This window comes from Sphingomonas sp., assembly GCF_965248875.1.
Taxonomy (GTDB): Bacteria; Pseudomonadota; Alphaproteobacteria; order Sphingomonadales; family Sphingomonadaceae; genus Sphingomonas.
Genome location: NZ_CBDFKR010000006.1, coordinates 55,671 through 75,339, shown reverse-complemented (window position 1 = coordinate 75,339; position 19,669 = coordinate 55,671). Strand labels below are relative to the sequence as shown.

The 19,669-nt window shown below is 69.0% G+C and carries 13 protein-coding genes; 2 read left to right on the top strand and 11 right to left on the bottom strand.

What is annotated here, in order from left to right:
• The 8 genes from ACP2AD_RS04675 to hisD form a co-directional block, all read right to left on the bottom strand.
• Positions 1 to 1,898: PAS domain S-box protein (locus tag ACP2AD_RS04675; RefSeq protein WP_425228926.1), on the bottom strand; the 1,898-nt coding region annotated here is incomplete at its 3' end.
• An 82-nt stretch (positions 1,899 to 1,980) separates the two neighbouring features.
• Positions 1,981 to 2,397, bottom strand: a complete 417-nt coding sequence (locus ACP2AD_RS04670; protein ID WP_425228925.1) for a cupin domain-containing protein — start codon at positions 2,395 to 2,397, stop codon at positions 1,981 to 1,983.
• Between the two features lie 65 nt (positions 2,398 to 2,462).
• Entirely contained in the window at positions 2,463 to 3,986 is a 1,524-nt protein-coding gene (locus ACP2AD_RS04665) for a sulfate adenylyltransferase subunit 1 (protein ID WP_425228924.1), read from the bottom strand.
• Entirely contained in the window at positions 3,986 to 4,873 is an 888-nt protein-coding gene (cysD, locus tag ACP2AD_RS04660) for a sulfate adenylyltransferase subunit CysD (RefSeq protein WP_425228923.1), read from the bottom strand. Before cysD ends, ACP2AD_RS04665 begins: the two co-directional genes overlap by 1 nt.
• Positions 4,870 to 5,553 (bottom strand): phosphoadenylyl-sulfate reductase, encoded by a 684-nt coding sequence (locus tag ACP2AD_RS04655; protein ID WP_425228922.1) that lies wholly within the window; start codon positions 5,551 to 5,553, stop codon positions 4,870 to 4,872. Before ACP2AD_RS04655 ends, cysD begins: the two co-directional genes overlap by 4 nt.
• A 95-nt stretch (positions 5,554 to 5,648) precedes the next feature.
• A complete protein-coding gene (locus ACP2AD_RS04650; protein ID WP_425228921.1) occupies positions 5,649 to 8,042 on the bottom strand; it encodes a TonB-dependent receptor in 2,394 nt (797 codons plus the stop codon).
• Positions 8,043 to 8,183: 141 nt separating this feature from the next.
• Positions 8,184 to 9,491, bottom strand: a complete 1,308-nt coding sequence (locus ACP2AD_RS04645) for a glycoside hydrolase family 1 protein (RefSeq protein WP_425228920.1) — start codon at positions 9,489 to 9,491, stop codon at positions 8,184 to 8,186.
• Positions 9,488 to 10,813: a histidinol dehydrogenase gene (gene hisD, locus ACP2AD_RS04640; RefSeq protein ID WP_425228919.1), complete on the bottom strand. Its 1,326-nt coding sequence runs from the start codon at positions 10,811 to 10,813 to the stop codon at positions 9,488 to 9,490. Before hisD ends, ACP2AD_RS04645 begins: the two co-directional genes overlap by 4 nt.
• Positions 10,814 to 11,171: 358 nt before the next feature.
• Between hisD and ACP2AD_RS04635 the strand changes: the two genes are divergently transcribed.
• Entirely contained in the window at positions 11,172 to 14,075 is a 2,904-nt protein-coding gene (locus tag ACP2AD_RS04635; RefSeq protein ID WP_425228918.1) for a TonB-dependent receptor, read from the top strand.
• Positions 14,076 to 14,135: 60 nt separating this feature from the next.
• Here ACP2AD_RS04635 and ACP2AD_RS04630 read toward each other — a convergent pair whose 3' ends face one another.
• Entirely contained in the window at positions 14,136 to 15,149 is a 1,014-nt protein-coding gene (locus ACP2AD_RS04630) for an ester cyclase (RefSeq protein WP_425228917.1), read from the bottom strand.
• 87 nt (positions 15,150 to 15,236) lie between these two features.
• Positions 15,237 to 16,922 carry a glycoside hydrolase family 43 protein gene (locus ACP2AD_RS04625; RefSeq protein ID WP_425228916.1) on the bottom strand — a complete coding sequence of 562 codons (1,686 nt, stop codon included), beginning with the start codon at positions 16,920 to 16,922 and terminating at the stop codon, positions 15,237 to 15,239.
• Between the two features lie 428 nt (positions 16,923 to 17,350).
• Here ACP2AD_RS04625 and ACP2AD_RS04620 point away from each other — a divergent pair, with 428 nt between their 5' ends.
• Positions 17,351 to 18,295 (top strand): cupin domain-containing protein, encoded by a 945-nt coding sequence (locus ACP2AD_RS04620; RefSeq protein WP_425228915.1) that lies wholly within the window; start codon positions 17,351 to 17,353, stop codon positions 18,293 to 18,295.
• On the opposite strand, the gene ACP2AD_RS04615 is transcribed toward ACP2AD_RS04620, so the two are convergent.
• Positions 18,292 to 19,662, bottom strand: a complete 1,371-nt coding sequence (locus ACP2AD_RS04615; protein WP_425228914.1) for a pyridoxal phosphate-dependent decarboxylase family protein — start codon at positions 19,660 to 19,662, stop codon at positions 18,292 to 18,294. The two genes, ACP2AD_RS04620 and ACP2AD_RS04615, sit on opposite strands and share 4 nt — an antisense overlap.
• Positions 19,663 to 19,669: the final 7 nt, after the last annotated feature.

Below are 19,669 nucleotides of genomic sequence, written 5' to 3'. Positions count from 1 at the left end.
TCGGGCAGGACGAACTCGTTGACGTGGTGGCCCACCAGCTCTTCGGCGGTATAGCCCAGCAGCGCGGTCCAGGCCGGATTGACGCGCCGGAATACGCCTTCGAAATCGATGACCAGCATCAGGTCGGCCGAGATATTCCACATCCGGTCGCGCTCGGCGGTGCGCTCGGCCACCTGCGCCTCCAGCGTCTGATTGAGCGCGGTCAGCGCCTCCTGCGCGCGGCGGCGCGCCGTAACGTCGCGCAGCGTGCCGATCACGCGCACCGCCCCGCCCGCCGCGTCGCGCATCACAAGGCCGTGGCTCGCGACCCAGCGCACCTGGCCGTCGGGGCGGATAATCCGGTATTCGGTGGCGAAGTCGGTGCCCGCGAGCGCCAGCGCGGCACTGCCCGCCGCAACGCGCGCGCGGTCGTCGGGATGGACCATCTCCGCCTGTTCGCGCTCGGTCAGCACGCGCTCATGCGGCATGCCCATGATCTCGGCGGTGCGCGGCGACCAGCCGCCGCGCTGCGTCACCGGATCCCAATCCCAGGTGCCGATCCGCGCGCCAGCCACCGCCAGCCGCAGCTGCCGTTCGCTGTCGCGCAGCGCGGCCTCCGCGCGGACACGGTCGACATGCGCCCAGGAGCGCGCCGTCACCTCGCGCACCAGCGCCAGTTCCTCGTCCGTCCACCGTCGCGGCACCGATGCATGGACGGCCATCAGCGCCGCGAGCCGGTTGCCCTTGATGTAGGGCATGCAGATGGTGGCCTGAATGCCGATTGCCCGGAACGCGGCAGCGCCGTCACCCTCGATGGCGGCGACATCCTCGATCAGCAGCGGCCTCCCGGCATTCAGGTCCGCCACCGTTTGCGAGCCGAAGCTAGCGAGCGAATAACTCCCGACGATGGACGCCATGTCGGACCGATGCCAGTCGCCGCGAATGTGGAACGAATCTCCGTCCGCTTCAATGTCGGCATAGGCGCAGTCCGACGCGGCCAGCTTTTCCCCCAGCATGCGCGTCGTGATCGCCAGCACCGCATCGGCATCGACCGCGGCGGCGGTGGCGCGGCCCAGCGCGTCGAGGAACTCCAGCCGCGCCTCGCTGGCGCGGACCGCCGCCTCCGCCTCGCGCCGGGCGGTGATGTCGAGCGAGATGGCGATCACCCGCGACGGCGCGCCCACCTCGTCGCGGCTCAGCGCGACCGAGTTGCTGACCCACACCACCGACCCGTCGGGGCGGACATAGCGCTTGTCGGTGGTGATCGCCTCGCCGTTCGCCAGCATCGCCGCCATCTGCGCGTCGTTGTGCGCGAGGTCGTCGGGATGGGTGATCGAGCGCGCGGTCCGCTCCATCAGCGCCGCGCGCGACCAGCCGACGATGGCACAGAACCGGTCGTTGACCAGCGTGAAGCGGCCGCTCAGGTCGATCTGCGCCAGCCCCGCGGCGGTCTGGTCGATCAGCACCGACAGCTGCCGCTCGCGGCTGCGCAGCGCCAGCTCGGCGGTCTTCGCCTCCGTCACGTCGTGACCGACGCCGACATAGCCCCCCGCGGCGCCCGCCGCGTCGGATCGCGGCGTCGACACCGAGCGGACCCACCGCCACTCGCCGTCGTGGCGCCGGTAGCGCGCCTCCGTCGCGAAAGTGACGCCTGCGGCGGCGCCCGCGATCGTCTCCGCCCGTACCCGCCCGGCATCGTCGGGATGAAGGATCGTCCGCCAGTCGAACGCGAGACCAGCTTCCCGATCGACGCCCAGAAAATCCAGATAGCATTGGTTGACGAAGCCGCGGCGGCCGTCCGCCCTCGTCGTCCACATCGGCACCGGCGCGGCATCGGCGATCAGCGCGAACTCGCGCGCCGCCTGCGGGTCGAGCGCACCGGGATCAGCGGCGCTGGAGGGCTCGATCGACGATGCCACGAAAGGGGCATGACGAGCGGGCGCGCCGTTGTCCAGCCCGGCCTAGACGACGCGCCGCCGGGTCAGGACGAACAGGGGCCGATCACCCGCGGACGGCGCTCTTCACCGCCTCGGCGGCCTTGGCGAGCCAACCCTTCTCATACTCCTCCGCATCCGCCTTGGTCTTCGCGGCGATGCCGTGCGGCTCGGCGGGAGGGGCATAAACCGAGAACAGCTTGAGCGGTTCGTCGCCGGTGTTGACGATGTTGTGCTCGGCCCCTTGCGGGATGACGATCATGTGGTTGTCGGTGACGGTCGCCTTGGCGCCGTCGACGATCGCCTGGCCCTTGCCGTCGACGAAGAAGGTCGTCTGGTCGGCGCGGTGCGTCTCCATCCCGATCTCCTCGCCGGGCTGCAGGCTCATCAGCACCACCTGGACGCGCTTGTCGAGGAACACCTCCTTCTGGAAGAAGTCGTTGTCGCGCGCGAGCTTCGCCATGTCCTTGTTGAAGAATGCCATTACGTGCCTCCTGGGTTCGCAAGGCTCAACGGCGCGGGGGGTGAAAGGGATGCAGCAGGATTGCGCTAGATCACCCAATCGGGATCGGCAGTCAGCGGGTCGCCCGGGCGGTAGGGTGTGCCGAGCGCGGTCGGCGCGGCGAGCGACAGGATCGGCGTCGCCCCCGTCCCCTCCAGCAGCCGCACCAGCCTGCCCAGCGCGGTGTCGCCCGCAGGCAGCGCCAGCTCCGCCAGCAGGTCGTCGTCGACCAGCACCGGCCGCCGCCCCGCCGCGTCGAGCGCCGCGTGGAGCGCCTGCGTCGTCGCCTGGCGCTCCTCCCCTTCGACGCGATAGACGGTGGCGAGCACCGGGTCAGCGGCATAGCCCGCGTCGCGGACGAGGCCGGCGGCGACGGTCGCCTGCGTCGCCGGATCGATCAGGATGAACCCGCCCAGCGCCGGTCCCGCCTCGAACGGCGTTACCGCCAGTTGCCGGTCGAAACCAACCGTCACCGTCGCGATGTCGTTGGCGCCGATCGCGCGGGCGTGGCCGTGCGCGCCGGTGTCGGGATCGAACACGTCACGCACCCCCGTCACCCGCGCGCCCGCGGTGACGTGGCCGAGCTTGACCAGATAGCGCGCACCCGGCGTCAGCGGCTGTTCGCCGAACCAGATCAGGTCGGCGGTAACGCGGTCGGCGGCGATCGCGGGCGAGCCGTCGGCGACCAGCACATCGCCACGTGCGCAGTCGACGTCGTCGGCGAGCTGGACACTTACCGCCTGCCCGGCGGCGGCGCAGTCGCGGTGGAGGACACGCGCGAGCCGGGCGCGCTGGCCGCCCGGCAGGACTCGGACCGCGTCGCCCGCCGCCGCTGCGCCGCTCGCCACCGATCCGGCCAGCCAGCGGTCGCGCTGGCCGGCGCGCAGCACCGACTGGACCGGCATCACGAACGCCCCGCCCTCGTCGCGGCGCGCGTCCGCCGCCTCCAGCAGGTCGAGCAGCGTCGCGCCGTCATACCAAGGCATTGCCGCGCTCGGGCCGGCGACATTGTCGCCATGCTTCGCCGCCAGCGGCACCGCGTCGACCAGCGGCAGCCCGACGGCGCGCGCGAAGCTGCGATATTCCGCCACGATCTCGGCGAACCGGTCGGCGGAGAAGCCCGCCAGGTCCATCTTGTTGACCGCCAGCACGACGCGCCTGAGCCCCAGCAGCCGCACGATCCGGCTGTGCCGCCGCGTCTGCCGCGTCACCCCGCGCGTCGCGTCGACCAGCACGATCGCCAGGTCCGCGTTCGACGCGCCCGTCACCATGTTGCGGGTATATTGCTCATGTCCCGGGGTATCGACGACGATGAACTTGCGCGCGGGCGTCGCGAAATAGCGATAGGCGACGTCGATCGTGATGCCCTGTTCGCGCTCCGCCTCCAGCCCGTCGAACAGCCCGGCCCAATCATCGTCGACCGGCGCCTGGTCGGCGTAGAGCCCCGCCGCGTCGTGGATCAGCCGCCCCAGCAGCGTCGACTTGCCGTCGTCCACAGAGCCGCAGGCGAGCACCCGCAGCATCGGCCGCGGCTGCGTCAGGACGGGGGCGTCGGCGAGCAGCGTGGCCATCAGAAATACCCCTGCGCCTTCTTGCGCTCCATGCTGGCCGACTGGTCGTGGTCGACCGCCCGGCCCGCGCGCTCGGACTCGGTGGCGCTCAGCGTCTCGGCGATGACCTTGTCGAGCGTGTCCGCCGCGCTCACCACCGCGCCGGTCAGCGGGTAGCAGCCGAGCGTACGGAAGCGGACGCGGCGGGTGTTGGCTATCTCGCCCGGCCGCAGCGGCATGCGGTGGTCGTCCACCACCAGCAGCATCCCGTCGCGCTCCACCACCGGCCGCTCGGCGGCGAGGTAGAGCGGGACGATCGGAATGCCCTCGCGCCGGATGTACGCCCACACGTCCGCCTCGGTCCAGTTCGACAGCGGAAAGACGCGCAGACTTTCGCCGTGCCGCAGCCGCGTGTTGTAGAGGCTCCACAGCTCGGGCCGCTGGCGGCGCGGATCCCAGCGGTGGCCGGGCGCGCGGACGCTCATCACCCGCTCCTTCGCCCGCGCCCGCTCCTCGTCGCGCCGCGCGCCGCCGAACGCGGCATCCCAGCCGCCTGCGTCGAGTGCGTTCTTCAGCCCCTGGGTCAGCATCGTGTCGACATAGACCGGCACCGGGACGTCGAACGGGCTCAGCGCCGCCGCGCCTTCGTGATGGACGATCAGGTCGAGGTCGAGGCGCGCCGCCTCCAGATCGCGGTGGCGGATCACGTCCTGAAAGTCCCAGCCCGATGCGATGTGCAGGCACGGGAACGGGATGCGTCCGGGCGCGAAGGCCTTGGCGGCGAGGTGGAGCAGCACCGCGGAATCCTTGCCGACCGAATAGAGCAGCACCGGGCTGGCGCACTCGGCCACCACCTCGCGCAGGATGAACAGGCTCTCGGCCTCCAGCTGGTCGAGATGGTCGCTCATGCCCGTTCCTCTTGCGTCGCCGTGACGTGAAGCCCGCACTCGCGGACCTGCCCCTGTTCCCACCACCAGCGCCCCGCGCGCTCGTCCTCGCCGGGCTTGACCGCGCGGGTGCAGGGCTCGCAGCCGAGCGAGGGATAGCCGCGGGCGTGGAGCGGGCTGACCGGCACGGCGTGATTGGTGCAATAGGCGGCGACCGCGTCGCGCGGCCAGGCGGCGAGCGGGTTAGCCTTCCAGAGGTGATGCGCGTCGTCCCAGGCGAGGTCCGCGGGCGGCGTCGCGCCGCGCGCGCCGCGCAGGCCGGTGACCCAGCCGGCCGCCCCGTCCAGGGCGCGCGCCAGCGGCGCGACCTTGCGAACGTCGCAGCACGCGAGGCGCGCGCGCTTGCTGTCGTACATCCCGTATTCGCCGTCCGCCGCGACCAGCGCGGCCACCGCGTCGGCGTCCGGCGCGTACGCCGCGATCACGAGGCCGTACCGCGCTTCAGTCGCCGCCCACAATGCCTGCGTCTCGGCGAACAGGCGACCAGTGTCGAGCGTCACGATCTCCACCGCCAGCCCGGCGGTCGCGATGGCGTGGGTGATCGCCTGATCCTCCAGCCCGAAGCTGGTGGTGAACACCCATCGAGCATCGTCCGCCGCCGGGGCGCGCGCGATCAGCCGTTCGAGAGCCTCTGCCAGCATGACACTGCGATGACACGATGCTGCAGCGCGGCGAACCGACGATTGCTTCGCCACCGCGAAGCGCAGCTAATCTGCCGCACTGCGGTAGGAATGGCTCAGAACGAGGTCGAAATCGTGCCGCCGAAGGTCCGCGGATCGCCCGGCTGGCCGACGATCAGCCCCGTGCTCCCCGACTGCACGGCGAGCAGCTCGAAATAATTGCGGTCGAATGCGTTACGCACCCAGGCAAAGGCGTTCAACCGCGCGCCGGCGCGGAACCCCAGCCGGAAGTTCGCCAGCGCGTATCCATCGATATAGGTATAGGCCGACGGCGACGGATTGGACGAGAAGCGTGAGCGGTAGCTGCCATCATACGCGGCATAAACCTGGCCGTCGTGTACCGGCAGGCCGTATTCCGCGCCCCAGCTCAGCGCCCATTTCGACACGCCGGGCAGCGCCTGCCCCGAGATATCGCAGGTCAGCGGGCTCAGCCCCGGCGTCCCCGCCGGGGCGGGCGTTGCGCCGTTCAGCGCCGGGTTGCCCCCCGACAGCTCGGGCGGGCACGGGGCGTTCCTGAACCGGACGTATTTCGCCTCGGTATAGGCCGCGTTGACATAGGCGTTAAGCCGCGCGGTCGGCCGGAACGCGCTGTCCAGTTCGACGCCCGCCGTCCGCACCCGCCCGGCATTGGCTAGATAGCCACGGATCACCGTCAGCTGGCCGTTGTTGACCGTCGCCTGGTAATCGTCGATGCCGGTGTAGAAGACCGCCAGGTTGGCGGTGATCCGCCGGTCCGCCAGCTGCGTCTTCAGCCCCAGTTCGAGATGGTCGACCTTCTCCGGCCGCACCGTCTGGGCGGTCAGGTCGACGCCCGTATTGGTCGCGTTGAGCGGCAGCCCCGACAGGTTGATGCCGCCCGATTTGTAGCTTCGCGCATAGGTCGCGTAGCTGTGGATGTCGGCCGACCAGTCGTACGCGACGGTCAGGTCGCCCGACAGGTTCCAGTTGTGAAAGCGCGGCGCATAAGATTGCGGTGCCAGCACGCCGAGCTGATCGGCGGTGAGCGCCGTGCCGGTACCGTTCGTCACGACCGACAGATAGCTGCCGTTCTTCTCGTCATAGTTGAGCCGCAGTCCGGGCGACACGCTGAGCCGCCCGGTCGGATGCCAGGTCAGCTTGCCGAACAGCGCGGCCGAGGTGTTGCCGAACCCGATCGTGTTGGTTGCGGTCAGCCCGTTGAGCGTCGCCGGGTTGCGTCCGCCCGCGCTGGTCGGGTTGAGCAGAAAGGCGCTGGCGGCCGCGCCCTGCACCTGGCTGCCCTGGGTGTCGATCGTCTGGTGGAAGTAGAAGGCGCCCGCCACCCAGTCCACCGCGTGCGTGCCGTTCGACGCCAGCCGCAGCTCCTGGCTGACCTGATGCTGCTGCGAGGGGTTCTGCGACACTGTCGTGATCGGCAGCCCGATGAAATCGCGGTCGTTCGACGGATCCCAGTTCCAGACCCGCCACGCGCTGACCGAGGTCATCGTCGCGCCGCCCAGATCCCAGTCCGCGAGCAGCGACACGCCGCCCAGCGTCTGTTTCGCGCGCAGGTCGCTGTCGACGTCGGTCAGCCGGGCGAACAGATCGGTCGAGGGCACGGCATAGTTCTGCGCCGCCGCCAGCGCCGCATATTGGCGGCTGAGCGGCCGCTGCGTCGCGCCGACCCGTGCATAATATTGCACGCAGCAGTTCGGGTTCTGGCGGTTATAGTCGCCCGCCAGCGTCAGTGTCAGGCTGGGCGCCGCGCGCCACAACAGGCGGCCGCGATACGACTGGTTGTCCTGGGCGTTCTGCCATTCCCCCTGCCGGACGTTGTAGATCGTCCCGCGCCGCGACGTGAGCGAGGTCGACAGCCGGATCGCCAGCGTATCGGCGATCAGCGGGCCGGACACCGACGCCTTGCCCTGCACATAGCCGTAATTGCCCGCGCTCAGCTCGACCCGCGCTTCCGGCTCGAAGCTCGGCGCGCGCGTGTAGATGTTGATCGCGCCCGCGGTCGTATTCTTGCCGTAGAGCGTGCCCTGCGGCCCGCGCAGCACCTCGATCCGGTCGGTGTCGGTGAAGTCGAAGGTCGCAGACGCGATGCGCGCGTAATAGACCTGGTCGACATAGATACCGACACCCTGTTCGATGCCGTCGTTGGTCAGCCCGAAGGGCGCGCCCAGCCCGCGGATGTTGGCGGCGGAGTTGCGCGGGTTGGTCGAATAGAATTGCAGGGTCGGCTGGATCTGCGTCAGCCGGGTGACGTTGTTGGTTCCCGTCTCCGCCAGCGCGGTGCCGCCGATCACCGAGATCGCGATCGGCACCCGCTGCGCCGATTCGTTGCGGCGGCGGGCGGTGACGACGACGTCACCACCGGGACTGGCGAGCGCCGGGCCGGCGCGTTCCGTCGCCGCCTGCGGCGCGGTCTGATCGGACGTGAGCGCTGGGGCAGTCTGGGCGGCAAGAATCAGCGCGAGCGTCAGCGGCATGAGCTACTCCGGAAAAGTCGCCCTTACATCCATCAAGTCGATGGGCGTTCAATGCGGCTTCGGTTTGCCTGCCGCGAAGCGGAGCTTTGTGCGGTCAGCGCCGCGCTTGGCGGCGCGCTGCATCGTCGCGCTGCGTCGTGGTCATGCCCAGCGATGGCGCGCGCGCAGCTCCGCGATCTTGGCGCGATAGGCGGCCAGGCTGGGCTTTGGGGTACGGCGGAAGCTGGTGCGGTCGACCGCAACCAGCCCGAAGCGCGGGACATACCCCGAACTCCACTCGAAATCGTCGAGCAGGCTCCAGTGCATATAGCCGAGCACCGGCAGGCCGCCGTCGATCGCGCTCGCCAGCCCGTCGAGCGTCGCGCGCAGATGCCGCACCCGGAGAGCGTCGTCTGGGGCGTTGATCCCGTTCTCGGTCACGAAAACCGGCCGCCCCGTCGCCTGATGCGCCTCGTCGGCAACCGCGACGAGCGCGCCCGGCGACGCGTCGGCGTCGGCTGCATCGCGCAGCGCGCCCGGCGAGCGCAGGTACCCCGCCGGCCCGATCACGCCGCGATTGTAGGTCTGAACGCCGATGAAATCGTCGGCCCGCGCCGTTTCGTAGAAGGGCGCACGCGCCTCCTGCCGGATGCGGGCCAGGAGGGCGTCGCCGCCCGGCCCGGCGCTCAGCTCCTGGAGCGCCAGCGTCAGGCCGACCCGCGCGTGCGGCATCGCCGCCTTGATCGCATCGCGGCCCTTGTGGTGCGCGTCAAGGCAGGTGTCGCGGACGCGGAAGCTGTCGCCCAGGAAGTACGACCCCCAAGTGCTTGAACCGACCGCCCGCGCCGCCTGGGCGCGGATTGCCGGTTCCCTGTCCCACGGCCGCCCGAGCTGGAGCACCTTCGACGTGACCTGCGCATTGGGCTCATTCATCGTGCAGACCCAGCGCACGGTGTCGCCAAGCGCGCGCGCCGCAATCCCCGCGTAACGGGCATAGGCGTCCGCCGTCGCCGGGTTCTCCCATCCGCCCTGCGCCGCGATCCAGCGCGGCGAGGTGAAGTGGTGAAAGGTGACGACCGGCTCGATCCCCCTGTCGCGTGCGGTCGCGCAGAGGCGCTTGTAATAGTCCAGCGCGCCGCGGCTGATCTCGCCGCGTTCGGGTTCGATCCGCGCCCACTCGATCGAGAAGCGATACGCGTTCATGCCGCCCGCGCCGACCAGCGCCAGGTCATCGCGCCAACGGTGGTAACTGTCGCACGCATCGCCCGACGGCTCACGGAAATAGGTGTCGGCAATGTGCTCCAGGACCCAGTAGTCGGCATTGACGTTGCCGCCCTCGATCTGATGCGCCGCGGTTGCCGCACCCCACAGAAAGCGGGGCGCCACCGCCGCCGCGCCGCGCGCCGACCCGCTCGCCAGCACCGCTCCCGCTGCGCCTGCACCGAGCAGCGCGCGCCGGTCGATCGTCATGCCGGCTGCCCCACCGGCTCGGCGCGCCCGGCATAGGGGACGTTGCGCCCGCCATGCCGGCGCACCCGGATGTTCGCCTGTTCGCCATGCCCGGCAAAGCCCTCGAGCGCACAGAGCCGGCTGCAATACTCGCCGATCATCGTCGACGCCGCGTCGGTCAGTACCTTCTGATAGGTGCAGGTCTTGAGGAACTTGCCGACCCACAGGCCGCCGGTATAGCGCGCCGCCTTGCGCGTTGGCAGCGTGTGATTGGTGCCGATCACCTTGTCGCCATAGGCGACGTTGGTGCGGTGACCCAGGAACAGCGCGCCGTAGTTGGTCATGTTCTTCAGGAAATAGGCGGGGTCGCGGGTCATCACCTGGACATGCTCGTTGGCGTAGTCGTCGGCGACGCGGACCATCTCGGCCTCGTCCTCGCAGACGATGACCTCGCCATAGGTTTCCCAGGCCTTGGCGGCGATCGCCGCAGTCGGCAGCACCGTCAGCAGCCGTGCGATCTCGCGCATTGTGTCGCGCGCGAGCTTCTCGGACGTGGTGATCAGGATCGCCGGGCTGTCGGGACCATGTTCGGCTTGCCCGAGCAGATCGGTCGCGCACAGCTCGCCGTCGACGCTGTCGTCGGCGATCACCATCGTCTCGGTTGGTCCGGCGAACAGGTCGATGCCGACCCGTCCGAACAGCTGCCGCTTGGCTTCGGCGACGAACGCGTTGCCGGGACCGACCAGCATGTCGACCGGGTCGATGCTCTGCGTTCCCAGCGCCATCGCGCCGATCGCCTGGATGCCGCCCAGCGCATAGATCGCATCGGCGCCGGCCATGTGCTGCGCGGCGACGATCGCGGGCGCCGGCTTGCCTTCGAACGGCGGCGCGCAGGTGATCACGCGCTTCACGCCCGCGACCTTCGCGGTGATGACGGACATATGGGCCGAGGCGAGCAGCGGGTATTTCCCGCCCGGCACGTAACAGCCCGCCGCGTTGACCGGAATATGCGTGTGGCCGAGGACAACGCCGGGCAGCGTCTCGACCTCGACATCCTTCATGCTGTCGCGCTGGATCTGCGCGAAGGTGCGGACCTGGGTCTGCGCGAACTCGATGTCCTTCAGATCCTGGCCGGTGAGCTGGTCGAGACAGTCCTGAATCTCGCGATCGGTCAGCCGGTAGTCGTCGCGATCCCAGCCATCGAACCTGACCGAAAGCGCGCGCACCGCCGCGTCGCCCCGCGTTTCGATGTCTGCGAGGATCGTCTCGACCGTGTCGCGGACCTTGCGATCAAGGTCGGCGCGCGCCGCCGCCGTCGATCCCCGCTTCAGCCAGTTCGCCATGTCCGCCCCCTTTTTGACTGCGCATGCATAGCAGCTCGGTTTGGCGAGACAAGCGGCGGACGGTTTCGGCATGCGCAGTTCGCCCAACCGGTCTGATCGATTCTGCCGGGATCACAGAATCTTCCCTGGACTAACCGCGAATATCAACGATGTGTGGCATCGCAGTCACACGCAAATCAGCAAGTAGGCGATACGCTAAACTACTGTTTTTCTTCATTCTTCCTGAGGGTCGGTCTCAGCTGCTGCCGTGCAGTACTTGATATATGACCGGCGTATTGCAAGCGAAGGCAAGTCGTGCAAGTCTTCGCCCACGGACGGCCCGGGTGCAGGGCTGCACACTTCATGGGGGGACACTGACATGAACGAGACCGCTGCAACTGCCGCCCGCGCGCTGCGTGGCGCGCTGCTTTGTTCGGTCGCCATGTTCGGCATGACCGCCACCGGCGGGTGGGCGCAGGCTGCCGGCGCCAGCACCGCGACGACCGCACAGACCAACAGTCCGGACACGCCGACGCCGGGCAACACCAGCCAGACCGCCGCCGACGCCGCCGCGTCCGACGCTGGTCAGATCGGCGACGTCGTGGTCACCGCACAGCGCCGCACCGAACGCCTGCAGCTGGTACCGTTGTCGGTCGTGGCGTTGAGCGCCGCCGAGATCCGCAACCAGGACATCAGCGACGTCAGCCGCCTCGTCCAGGTCATCCCCGGCCTGCGGCTGGGCCGGTCGGGCGCGGCCGAGCGGCCCGCGATCCGCGGCGTCTATACCGAGGCGATCGGCCTGAACTCCGACCCGCGGATCGGCTTCTATATCGACGAAGTCTATCAGTCGCGTCCGCAGCAGACGACCGCCTCGCTCGTCGATCTGGAGCGCGTCGAGGTGCAGAAGGGGCCGCAGGGAACGCTGTTCGGCCGCAACAGCTATGGCGGCAACATCGCCTTTTCCACTGCCAAGCCGACCGATCATGTCGAGGGCGGCGTCGACGCGCTGTACGGCAATTACGACCGCATCCGCATCGAGGGCTTCTTCAACACGCCGCTAGCCGACGGATTGGCGTTGCGCGTCGCGGGTGCGTTCGAGCGGCATGACGGCTACCTGCAAAGCGTCGTCAACAGCCGCGCCGACCTGCAGGACAAGCATGAGTATTTCGTCCGCGGCTCGCTGCGGTGGGCGCCGACCGCGCTTGACGGGCGGCTCGAAGTGCTGCTGCGCGGCAGTTATTTCCGGCGCAACGATCACGGCTTCAACTCGATCAACGGCAAGGTGATCGGCGTCGCGGTCGATCCAACGCTGGTGACCGCGCCGGGCAGTACGCTGGTCTATAACGGCCAAAGCTTCACCTTCCCGCTCGCAGGGAACGGCACCGGCGGGTTCAACGGGCTGAGCCCCGGGACGGGCACGCTGTATCCGTACACCAATGCATTTCGTGACGGCGTCGCCGACGTGAATGGCGCGGATGTCGGCATCAGGCTGCCCGGCGCGTACAGGTCAGTGTACGACGCCGCGCCGACCGAGGACCTGCGGCAGCAGCAATATAGCGGCACGATCAGCTACGAGATCAGCCCGGCGGTGCGGGTCCGGTCGATCACGTCCTACACCAACTTCCGCACCGTCAACGGCGGCGACGGCGACGGCGGCCCGATCCCGCTGCAATATTACATCTCTGGCACGCGCTCGCGAACCTTCACGCAGGAATTGCAGCTGCAGTCAGCGGATGCGAGCAGCCCGCTGCAATATACGCTGGGTGGCTTTTACCTCAACGAAACGGCGCGGGATGCGACGTCCTATTACTACCTCAACCGCACCTACACCACGGCGTCTGCCGCGGCGCAGGGGCTGCCGGTGCTGTACGGCGGCATCGGCGGTTACGGCGCGGCCAATGGCTGCCAGTACAGCTACACCACGCCCGCGGCGTGCAACCTGAACTACACCACCGGCAACATCTTCGACTCGCGCGGGGAGACGGCGGCGAAGACCAAATCCTATGCGATCTACGGCCAGGCGTCGTACACCATCGACGGCAGACTGACGCTGACCGCCGGCGCCCGCTATACGGTGGACGACAAGGACTACCGGTCGGTTTTTCAGAGCTCGAACAACGGCACGTCGTTCGCCGGACAATATGCGACCGCCCAGGGGTTCGCCAACCCGGGGAATTACTATGCGGTCAATCCGTACTTCAGCGACGACTTCGCCAATCTGACCTGCGGCGGCTTCACTGCGCAGCCGATCTCGACGAACCAGAGCAGCACGCCGGTCGCGACGGTGCCCAATTATTTCTACACGCTGTGCGGCAGCCGCAAGTTTAAGTTCGGCACCTATCGGCTGGCGCTCGACTATAAGCTGAGCCCCGACAATCTGCTGTACGCCAGCTTCAGCACCGGACGGCACTCCGGGGGGTTCGGCGCGGGCGCGTTCGCGGCCAACAGCCCGGGCGCGTTCACGACCTTCAATTCCGAAGGCGTCACCGCCTATGAGATCGGCTCGAAGAACCAGTTCTTCGACCGCCGCCTGCAACTGAACATCGCTGCGTTCTACAACCACTATACGGACCTGCAGGCGCAGGGCACACAGCAGGTGGTGATCAACGGCGCGACGCAGAACGTCACGACGATCTTCAACACCGGATCGGAAAATGCTCCGGGCGCGGAGCTGTCGCTGATCGCCAAGCCGACACCCGAGCTGACGATCAATGCGTCGCTCAACTATCTGCATGCCCGCTACACCAAATATCCGACCTACATCCCGCCCAGCTTCATCTGCTTCTATCTGACCGGCGGCTGCCAAGGCGGCACGACGTCGTCGAACGCGCCGGCGAATTACGGCATCGGCGGCGGCTATTTCCCCAACGCGCAGACCAATCCGGAGCTGTTCGTCAACACCGGCATCTCGGGCTTTCAGTACGCCTATATTCCGCAGGACCGGCGGGTGCAGAACACGCCCGACTGGTCGGCGCAGTTCGGTGCGTCCTATGACATCGACGCGGGCAGCGCGGGGACGTTCACGCCGCAATTCCACACCATCTGGAGCGGCCGCTATCTGCTGTCGCCCGCAGCGCCGAACATCCAGCAGGAGTCGTATTTCAAGTCCGACGCGCGGATCGCCTGGACCTCCGCGGATCACCGGCTGAGCGCGCAGATCTTCGTCCAGAACATCGAGAACAAGGCCACGCTGGGCCGCATCACGGTGGGTTCGAACGGTCAGATCCAGGGAACCTATGACGATCCCCGGACCTATGGCGCGCGGGTCGGCTTCCGCTTCTAGCCCGGACCGAAAGCAGCTGAAGGAGCCGGTGGAGCGATCCGCCGGCTCTTTTTCTGCGCCTCAGCCGCCGCCGCCGGCGACCGCCGCCATGCGGCCAAGCACGTCCAGCCCCTGCTGCGCGCACCAGTGGAGGAGGTCGATGAAAATCCAGTTCTCCGCCAGCTTGCCGTCAGCGACGCGGTAGAGGTCGACGACGCGCATGTCGGCCTGCCCCGGCCCCGCGGGCAGCCCCATAAACCCGCCGCTGTTGGTCAAGGTCAGGTTGGGCCAACCGAAATAGCCACCGAAATCGCCCTCCGCCATCCGGCAGAGATGTCCATTGAACCGATACCCGTCCATCAGCGCCGCGCCGAACGGCGCCGCGTGCTGACGGAGATAGCGCTCGATCGTGTAGCTGGCGCCGATGCCGGACGGCCCCCACCAGATCATGTCGTCGTGCCAGACGCGGTGCAGCCGCTCGGTCTCGGAGATGCCGAGCACGCTGGCACGTGGATTGGCGACCAGCGCGTCGATCGCAGCCAACGCCGCCGCGCTCCGCACCGGGTCCTGCGGCTCGTAGCACAGCCCGTCATGCGTCGCCGGGCCGGGGTGCACCAACTGCGCGCCGGTCTGCGGCGGAAAGGGATTGTGTCCGGCCTGCATCATCAGGTGCGGGATGTCGACGAACAGCGCCGTCTCGACGATGCGATCGTCCTCGACCCGGTTGAACTCGGCGAACCGCAGCATCGCGATGCGGTGGGTAGGGGGGATGCCCAGCCACGGTCGGTCGAAGAGGCCCATCAGATGCCCCATCTGCACAACCCAGCGGCCCTGAAAGCCGTCGATCTCGTTCAGGCCGGCAATGAAGATGTCCGGGCGGCGCTGGACCCGCGTAAAGGCGGTGAGGAAGGGCTGCCAGAACTGGGCGGCGACCGCTGCGGGGCCATGCTGTTCGTGCCAGGGATGCATGCCTCGCCACTGCCAGCCGGGGGCGGTGAAGCGCGCCAGCACCCCAGCGATGCTATCCGGCCCCGCCGCCGCGATCGCGTCGTGGCACGCCCGCACCAGCGTCTTTTCCCGTTGCAGATCCGTCATTGCTCACCGCCCCCGGCCATGCCGTCGCGGCGGCGCATGCCCACATCGGCGCGCCGGGTCCAGCCCTACGTTGGTTACGCAGTCAATCTAATCCGCGGACCGATATGCGAACAGTCCGAGCATCACGCCGGTAAACCCGCTCGCCGAGCTGGTCGACAGGATCGACCCGTCCTGGACGTCGCCGACCGCTCGCCAGCTGCCGCCGGGTACGGCATAGCTGAACGTATAGCGCGGACCATCGGCGACGACGCGCAGATCGACGGGGCCGGACGCCGCCAGTGGCACGGTCGCGACCAGCGTCCCGTCGGCCGGGTCCGCTGCGCCGGTCATGCGCTCCAGCCGCACCTCGCGACGGCCGCCGGTCAGCGCCGTCACCGACAGCGCGAAGAAGCGGCGCGTGCCCTGGTACGCGGTCAGCCCCGCCCGCATGGTCGACCCACCCGGCACGGTGACGCGTACCGTCGCCTGCGCGTACATATGTTGTTGCCGGACGCCCAGGAACGACGGCTGGCCGGCGCCGCCCAGCGGCATCGCTCGCGCCGTCAGCCGCAGCGATCCGGCCCCTGTACGCCACCATCGTTCGACCGGCGAGCCGAGCATCGACCAGGGCGCGCGCAATGCCGTGCCGCCGAAATCGTCGGCAAACGCATAGTCGCCGCCATGCGGCTCTCCCGTCGGCGCGCTGGGCAGGCGCGGCGCGCGCAGGGTCAGCGGGACCGGCTGCCGCGGCGGCAGGATGACGGGCCAACCGCGACGCCATGCGACCGGCAACAGGAAGGTCTCGCGACCGGTATTATAGTCGAGCTCTGCCGGCCCCCAGGGCCGCGATGCCAGGAACACCGCCCACCAGTCGCCCGCGGGGGTCTCGACCAGATCGGCATGCCCCGCCTGCACCACGGGAAAGGCGCGCGCCGGATCGAGGTCGAGCTGCGACAGGATCGGTTCGGGCGCGGGACGCCACGGTCCCGCCAGCGTGCTGGCGCGAAACGCGACCTCGTGGTGATGTTCCTTGGTGCCGCCCTCCGCACAGATCAGCAGGTAGCCGCGCCTCTGCCTGAACAGATGCGGCCCTTCGATCCAGAAGGGCCGGCGCGCCGGATCGGCGCCGCCGTCGACGATCACCCGGCGCTCGCCGGTCATCGTGAAATGCTGCAGGTCGATCGCCTGCAGCCAGATTGCGCGATGCCCGTTCCAGCGTGGCGCCCCGTCGGGCGGACCGTTGTTGACCACCCAGGCGCGTCCATCGGCATCGACGAACAGGGACGGGTCGATGCCGGCAAAGGGCAGCCAGTGCGGGTCGGACCACGGCCCCGCCGGCCGCCGCGCGGTCAGGATGAAATTGCCGCCGCAGCCCTGACAGGTGGAGATCAGATAATAGACGCCGTTACGCTGCGCGAGCGCCGGGGCGTAGATGCCGAGCCAGGTGTCCAGGCCTGCGATCCGCATCTGGCCAGGCCGGTTCAGCGCTGCGCCGATCTGGCGCCAATGAACCAGATCGCGCGAGTGGAAGATCGGCAGCCCGGGCCAGAAGGTCATGCTGGCGTTGGTCAGATAGTAATCGCGCCCGACGCGCAGGATCGACGGGTCAGAATAGGAGCCCGCGATGATCGGGTTGCGATAGCGGCCGGGCGGCAGCGGCACGGCATTTGCGGGCTGATGCCCCTCATAACGAAAGCGCGAAAAAGTCGCGGTGGCGTGGTCGACCCGTGCAGGCGCAGCGGACGCGCTCAGCGCCGCCGCAAGGAGGATCGCGGCGATCCGCAGCGCGTTCATCCCTCGATTACCTCCAGCTCGCGCCCGCGGGGCTCCCCGCTCATCACGCGCCTCCTATATTACCGCAACCTCGGCGAAACCGCAGTGTTTGTATCCTTTGCCCGAAGGTTGCGACCGCCAGGTCCGGCGCCCGGCCCGAAGCGACAACGTCGAGCCTCCCGCATGATCCGCCAGCAGATGGCTTGCGGCAAATGCGCCGGTCAGCTCCTTGTAAATCGTCACATGCTGCACGCTCGACAGCCGCTCGCGGATCGAGGGCGGCCAAGCTTGTCGGCTGTATCTCCGGGAATTACGTTTGCAATGCCAACCGCTGTCCCGTTATCGATGCTACCCGCGGCGCTAAGCCCTGGATTTCATCCAACCTGTGTTGTTGACTGCGAATGCAGCAGGGTGCAGTCTGGTGCTCAAGGTTGGGTTGGGGAAACAGGATGGCGGCGGCGACGATGGATCGGGCTTGGACCGCCTCGGCCCTCGAAGCCCGCGTGGTGCGCTACGCGGATCTCAAACCGTGCCTCAACGCGTTCATCGACACCCGCACGCCCGGCAGTTCGGCGAAGGAGAACTTCACGATCATCGGCCCCGGCGTGTCGGAAAATCCCGACCAGCACGTTCATATCGCCGAGGCGCACGGCTTCAACATCGGCGGCGCGCGCCAGCCGCCCGGCTGCACCAACTCGCAGCACAGCCATGACACCGCCGAAGTGTTCGTCGTCCACACCGGCCGGTGGCGTTTCGACTTCGGCGAGCATGGCGACGATGCGCAGATCCATGCCGGGCCAGGCGACGTGGTCAGCTTTCCGACCAAGGCCTTTCGCGGCTTCCGCAATGTCGGCGGGGAGACGGGGTTCCTTTGGTCGGTGCTGGGTGGCGACGATCCCGGCCGCGTCACCTGGGCGCCGCAGGTGTTCGCAATGGCGAAGGACTACGGGCTGGTACTGCTGGAGAACGGCGCGCTGGTCGACACCGCCGCAGGGCAGACCGTGCCCGCCGGCGTCGCGCCGATGCCGGTCACCGATCGCTCGACGATCGCAGGCCTGCGGATGATGCGGCCGGAGGACGAGGACGAGGTGCTGGCCCGCGCGCCCGTCGCGGCGCTGCCCGGTGAGACGCTGGTGATCGGCGACGGCGGCGAACTGCCCGCGGCCGAGGGTTTCACGCTGACCCGCCTGACGCTCGACGGCGACGATCGCTCCGCCGAGATTTCGCGCGCCGTGGCCGAAGTGGTGTTCGTGCAGACGGGCGCGGTGGCGGTCATCACCCCCGCCGCGACGCTGATGCTCGGCGCCGGCGACACAATGACGGTGCCGGCCGGGACACCGCGCGCCTATTCGAGTGAAGGCGATGCAACGCTGTTCGTTGTCCGCGGGGTCTAGCCGAGCGCCGCGCGAATCCGGATCAACGATGCAGCCGTCGCGTCGATGTGCGCGGCGGTGGTCCGCCACGACGACAGGCTCAGCCGGCACGCGGGTCGTCCGTGCCACGTCGTCAGACCGAACCATGTCTCGCCCGACGCCGCCGCCGCGGCCTGCACCGCGCGCGTGCTCTCGTCGCTGTCCGCGCGCACGAGGAGCTGGTTGAGGACGACGCGGTTCGGCACCTCGAAGCCGCCGACGATCAACCGGTCGCGCAACCGGCGGGCCAACGCACATTGCTCCTCCACCAGCGCGGCGACGCCGTTGCGCCCCAACGTCCGCAACGCCGCCCAGATCGGCACGCCGCGCGGGCGTCGCGAGAACTCCAGCGTCAGGTTCTTCTGCGCGTCCTGACTGGCGGTCGCGTAAGCAGCGTCGCCGTTCATCGCCTCGGCCAGCACACCGGCGTCGCGGCAGATCGCCATTGCGCCGTCATAGGGCGTGTTGAGGAACTTGTGCCCGTCGGTCGTCCAGCTGTCGGCCAGCTCGACCCCGTCGGTCAGCGCGCGCAGCGACGGCGCGGCGCGCGCCCACAGCCCAAACGCGCCGTCGACATGCACCCATGCCCCGGCGGCGCGCGCAACGGGGAGCAGCGCGGCGAAGGGATCGAACTCGCCCGTGTTCACCTCGCCCGCCTGAAGACACAGGATCGTCCGCGCGTCGAGCGGCGGTAGCCGCGCGGGGTCGACCCGGCCGTGCGCGTCGGTCGGCGCGATCAGCAGGCGATCACGCCCGAAGCCAAGGACGCGCAGCGCCTTCAGCACCGTCACGTGCGCAAGGTCGGAGACCATTATCCTGATCTCCGGCGCGCCATGGATCCCGCGCGCGTCGAGGTCCCAGCCCGCGCGCGCCAGGAGCGTCCGCCGCGCCGCCGCGAGGCAGGCGAGCCCGCAGGCGGTGGCGCTGGTGCCGAACCCGACCGCGGCCTCGCGCGGCAGGTCGAGCACGTCGAGCACCCAGCGCGCCGCCACCCGCTCCAGCGTCGCCGCCGCGGGCGAATTGTCCCAAGACGACGCGCACTGGTCCCACGCCGCCATCAGCCGCTCGGCCGCCGCGGCGGCGGGCAACGTCGCGCCGATGACAAAGCCGTGATAGCGCGGCCCGTTCGACGTGACGGTCGCAGGTGTACCCACCGCGTCGAGCAGCGCCAGCGTCGCGGCGGGGTCGCTCGCCGCCACAGGCAGCGCTTCCTCGAATTGCCTCAGCGCCGCCAGCGCCGCCGCATCCGGGAACACACGCCGGGTGGCGACACTCGCGAGATAGACGCGCGCCCGCGCATCGGCGTCGGCGATCAGCGCCAGCTCGGCGTCCAAGGTCGTGTCGGTCATGCCCTGA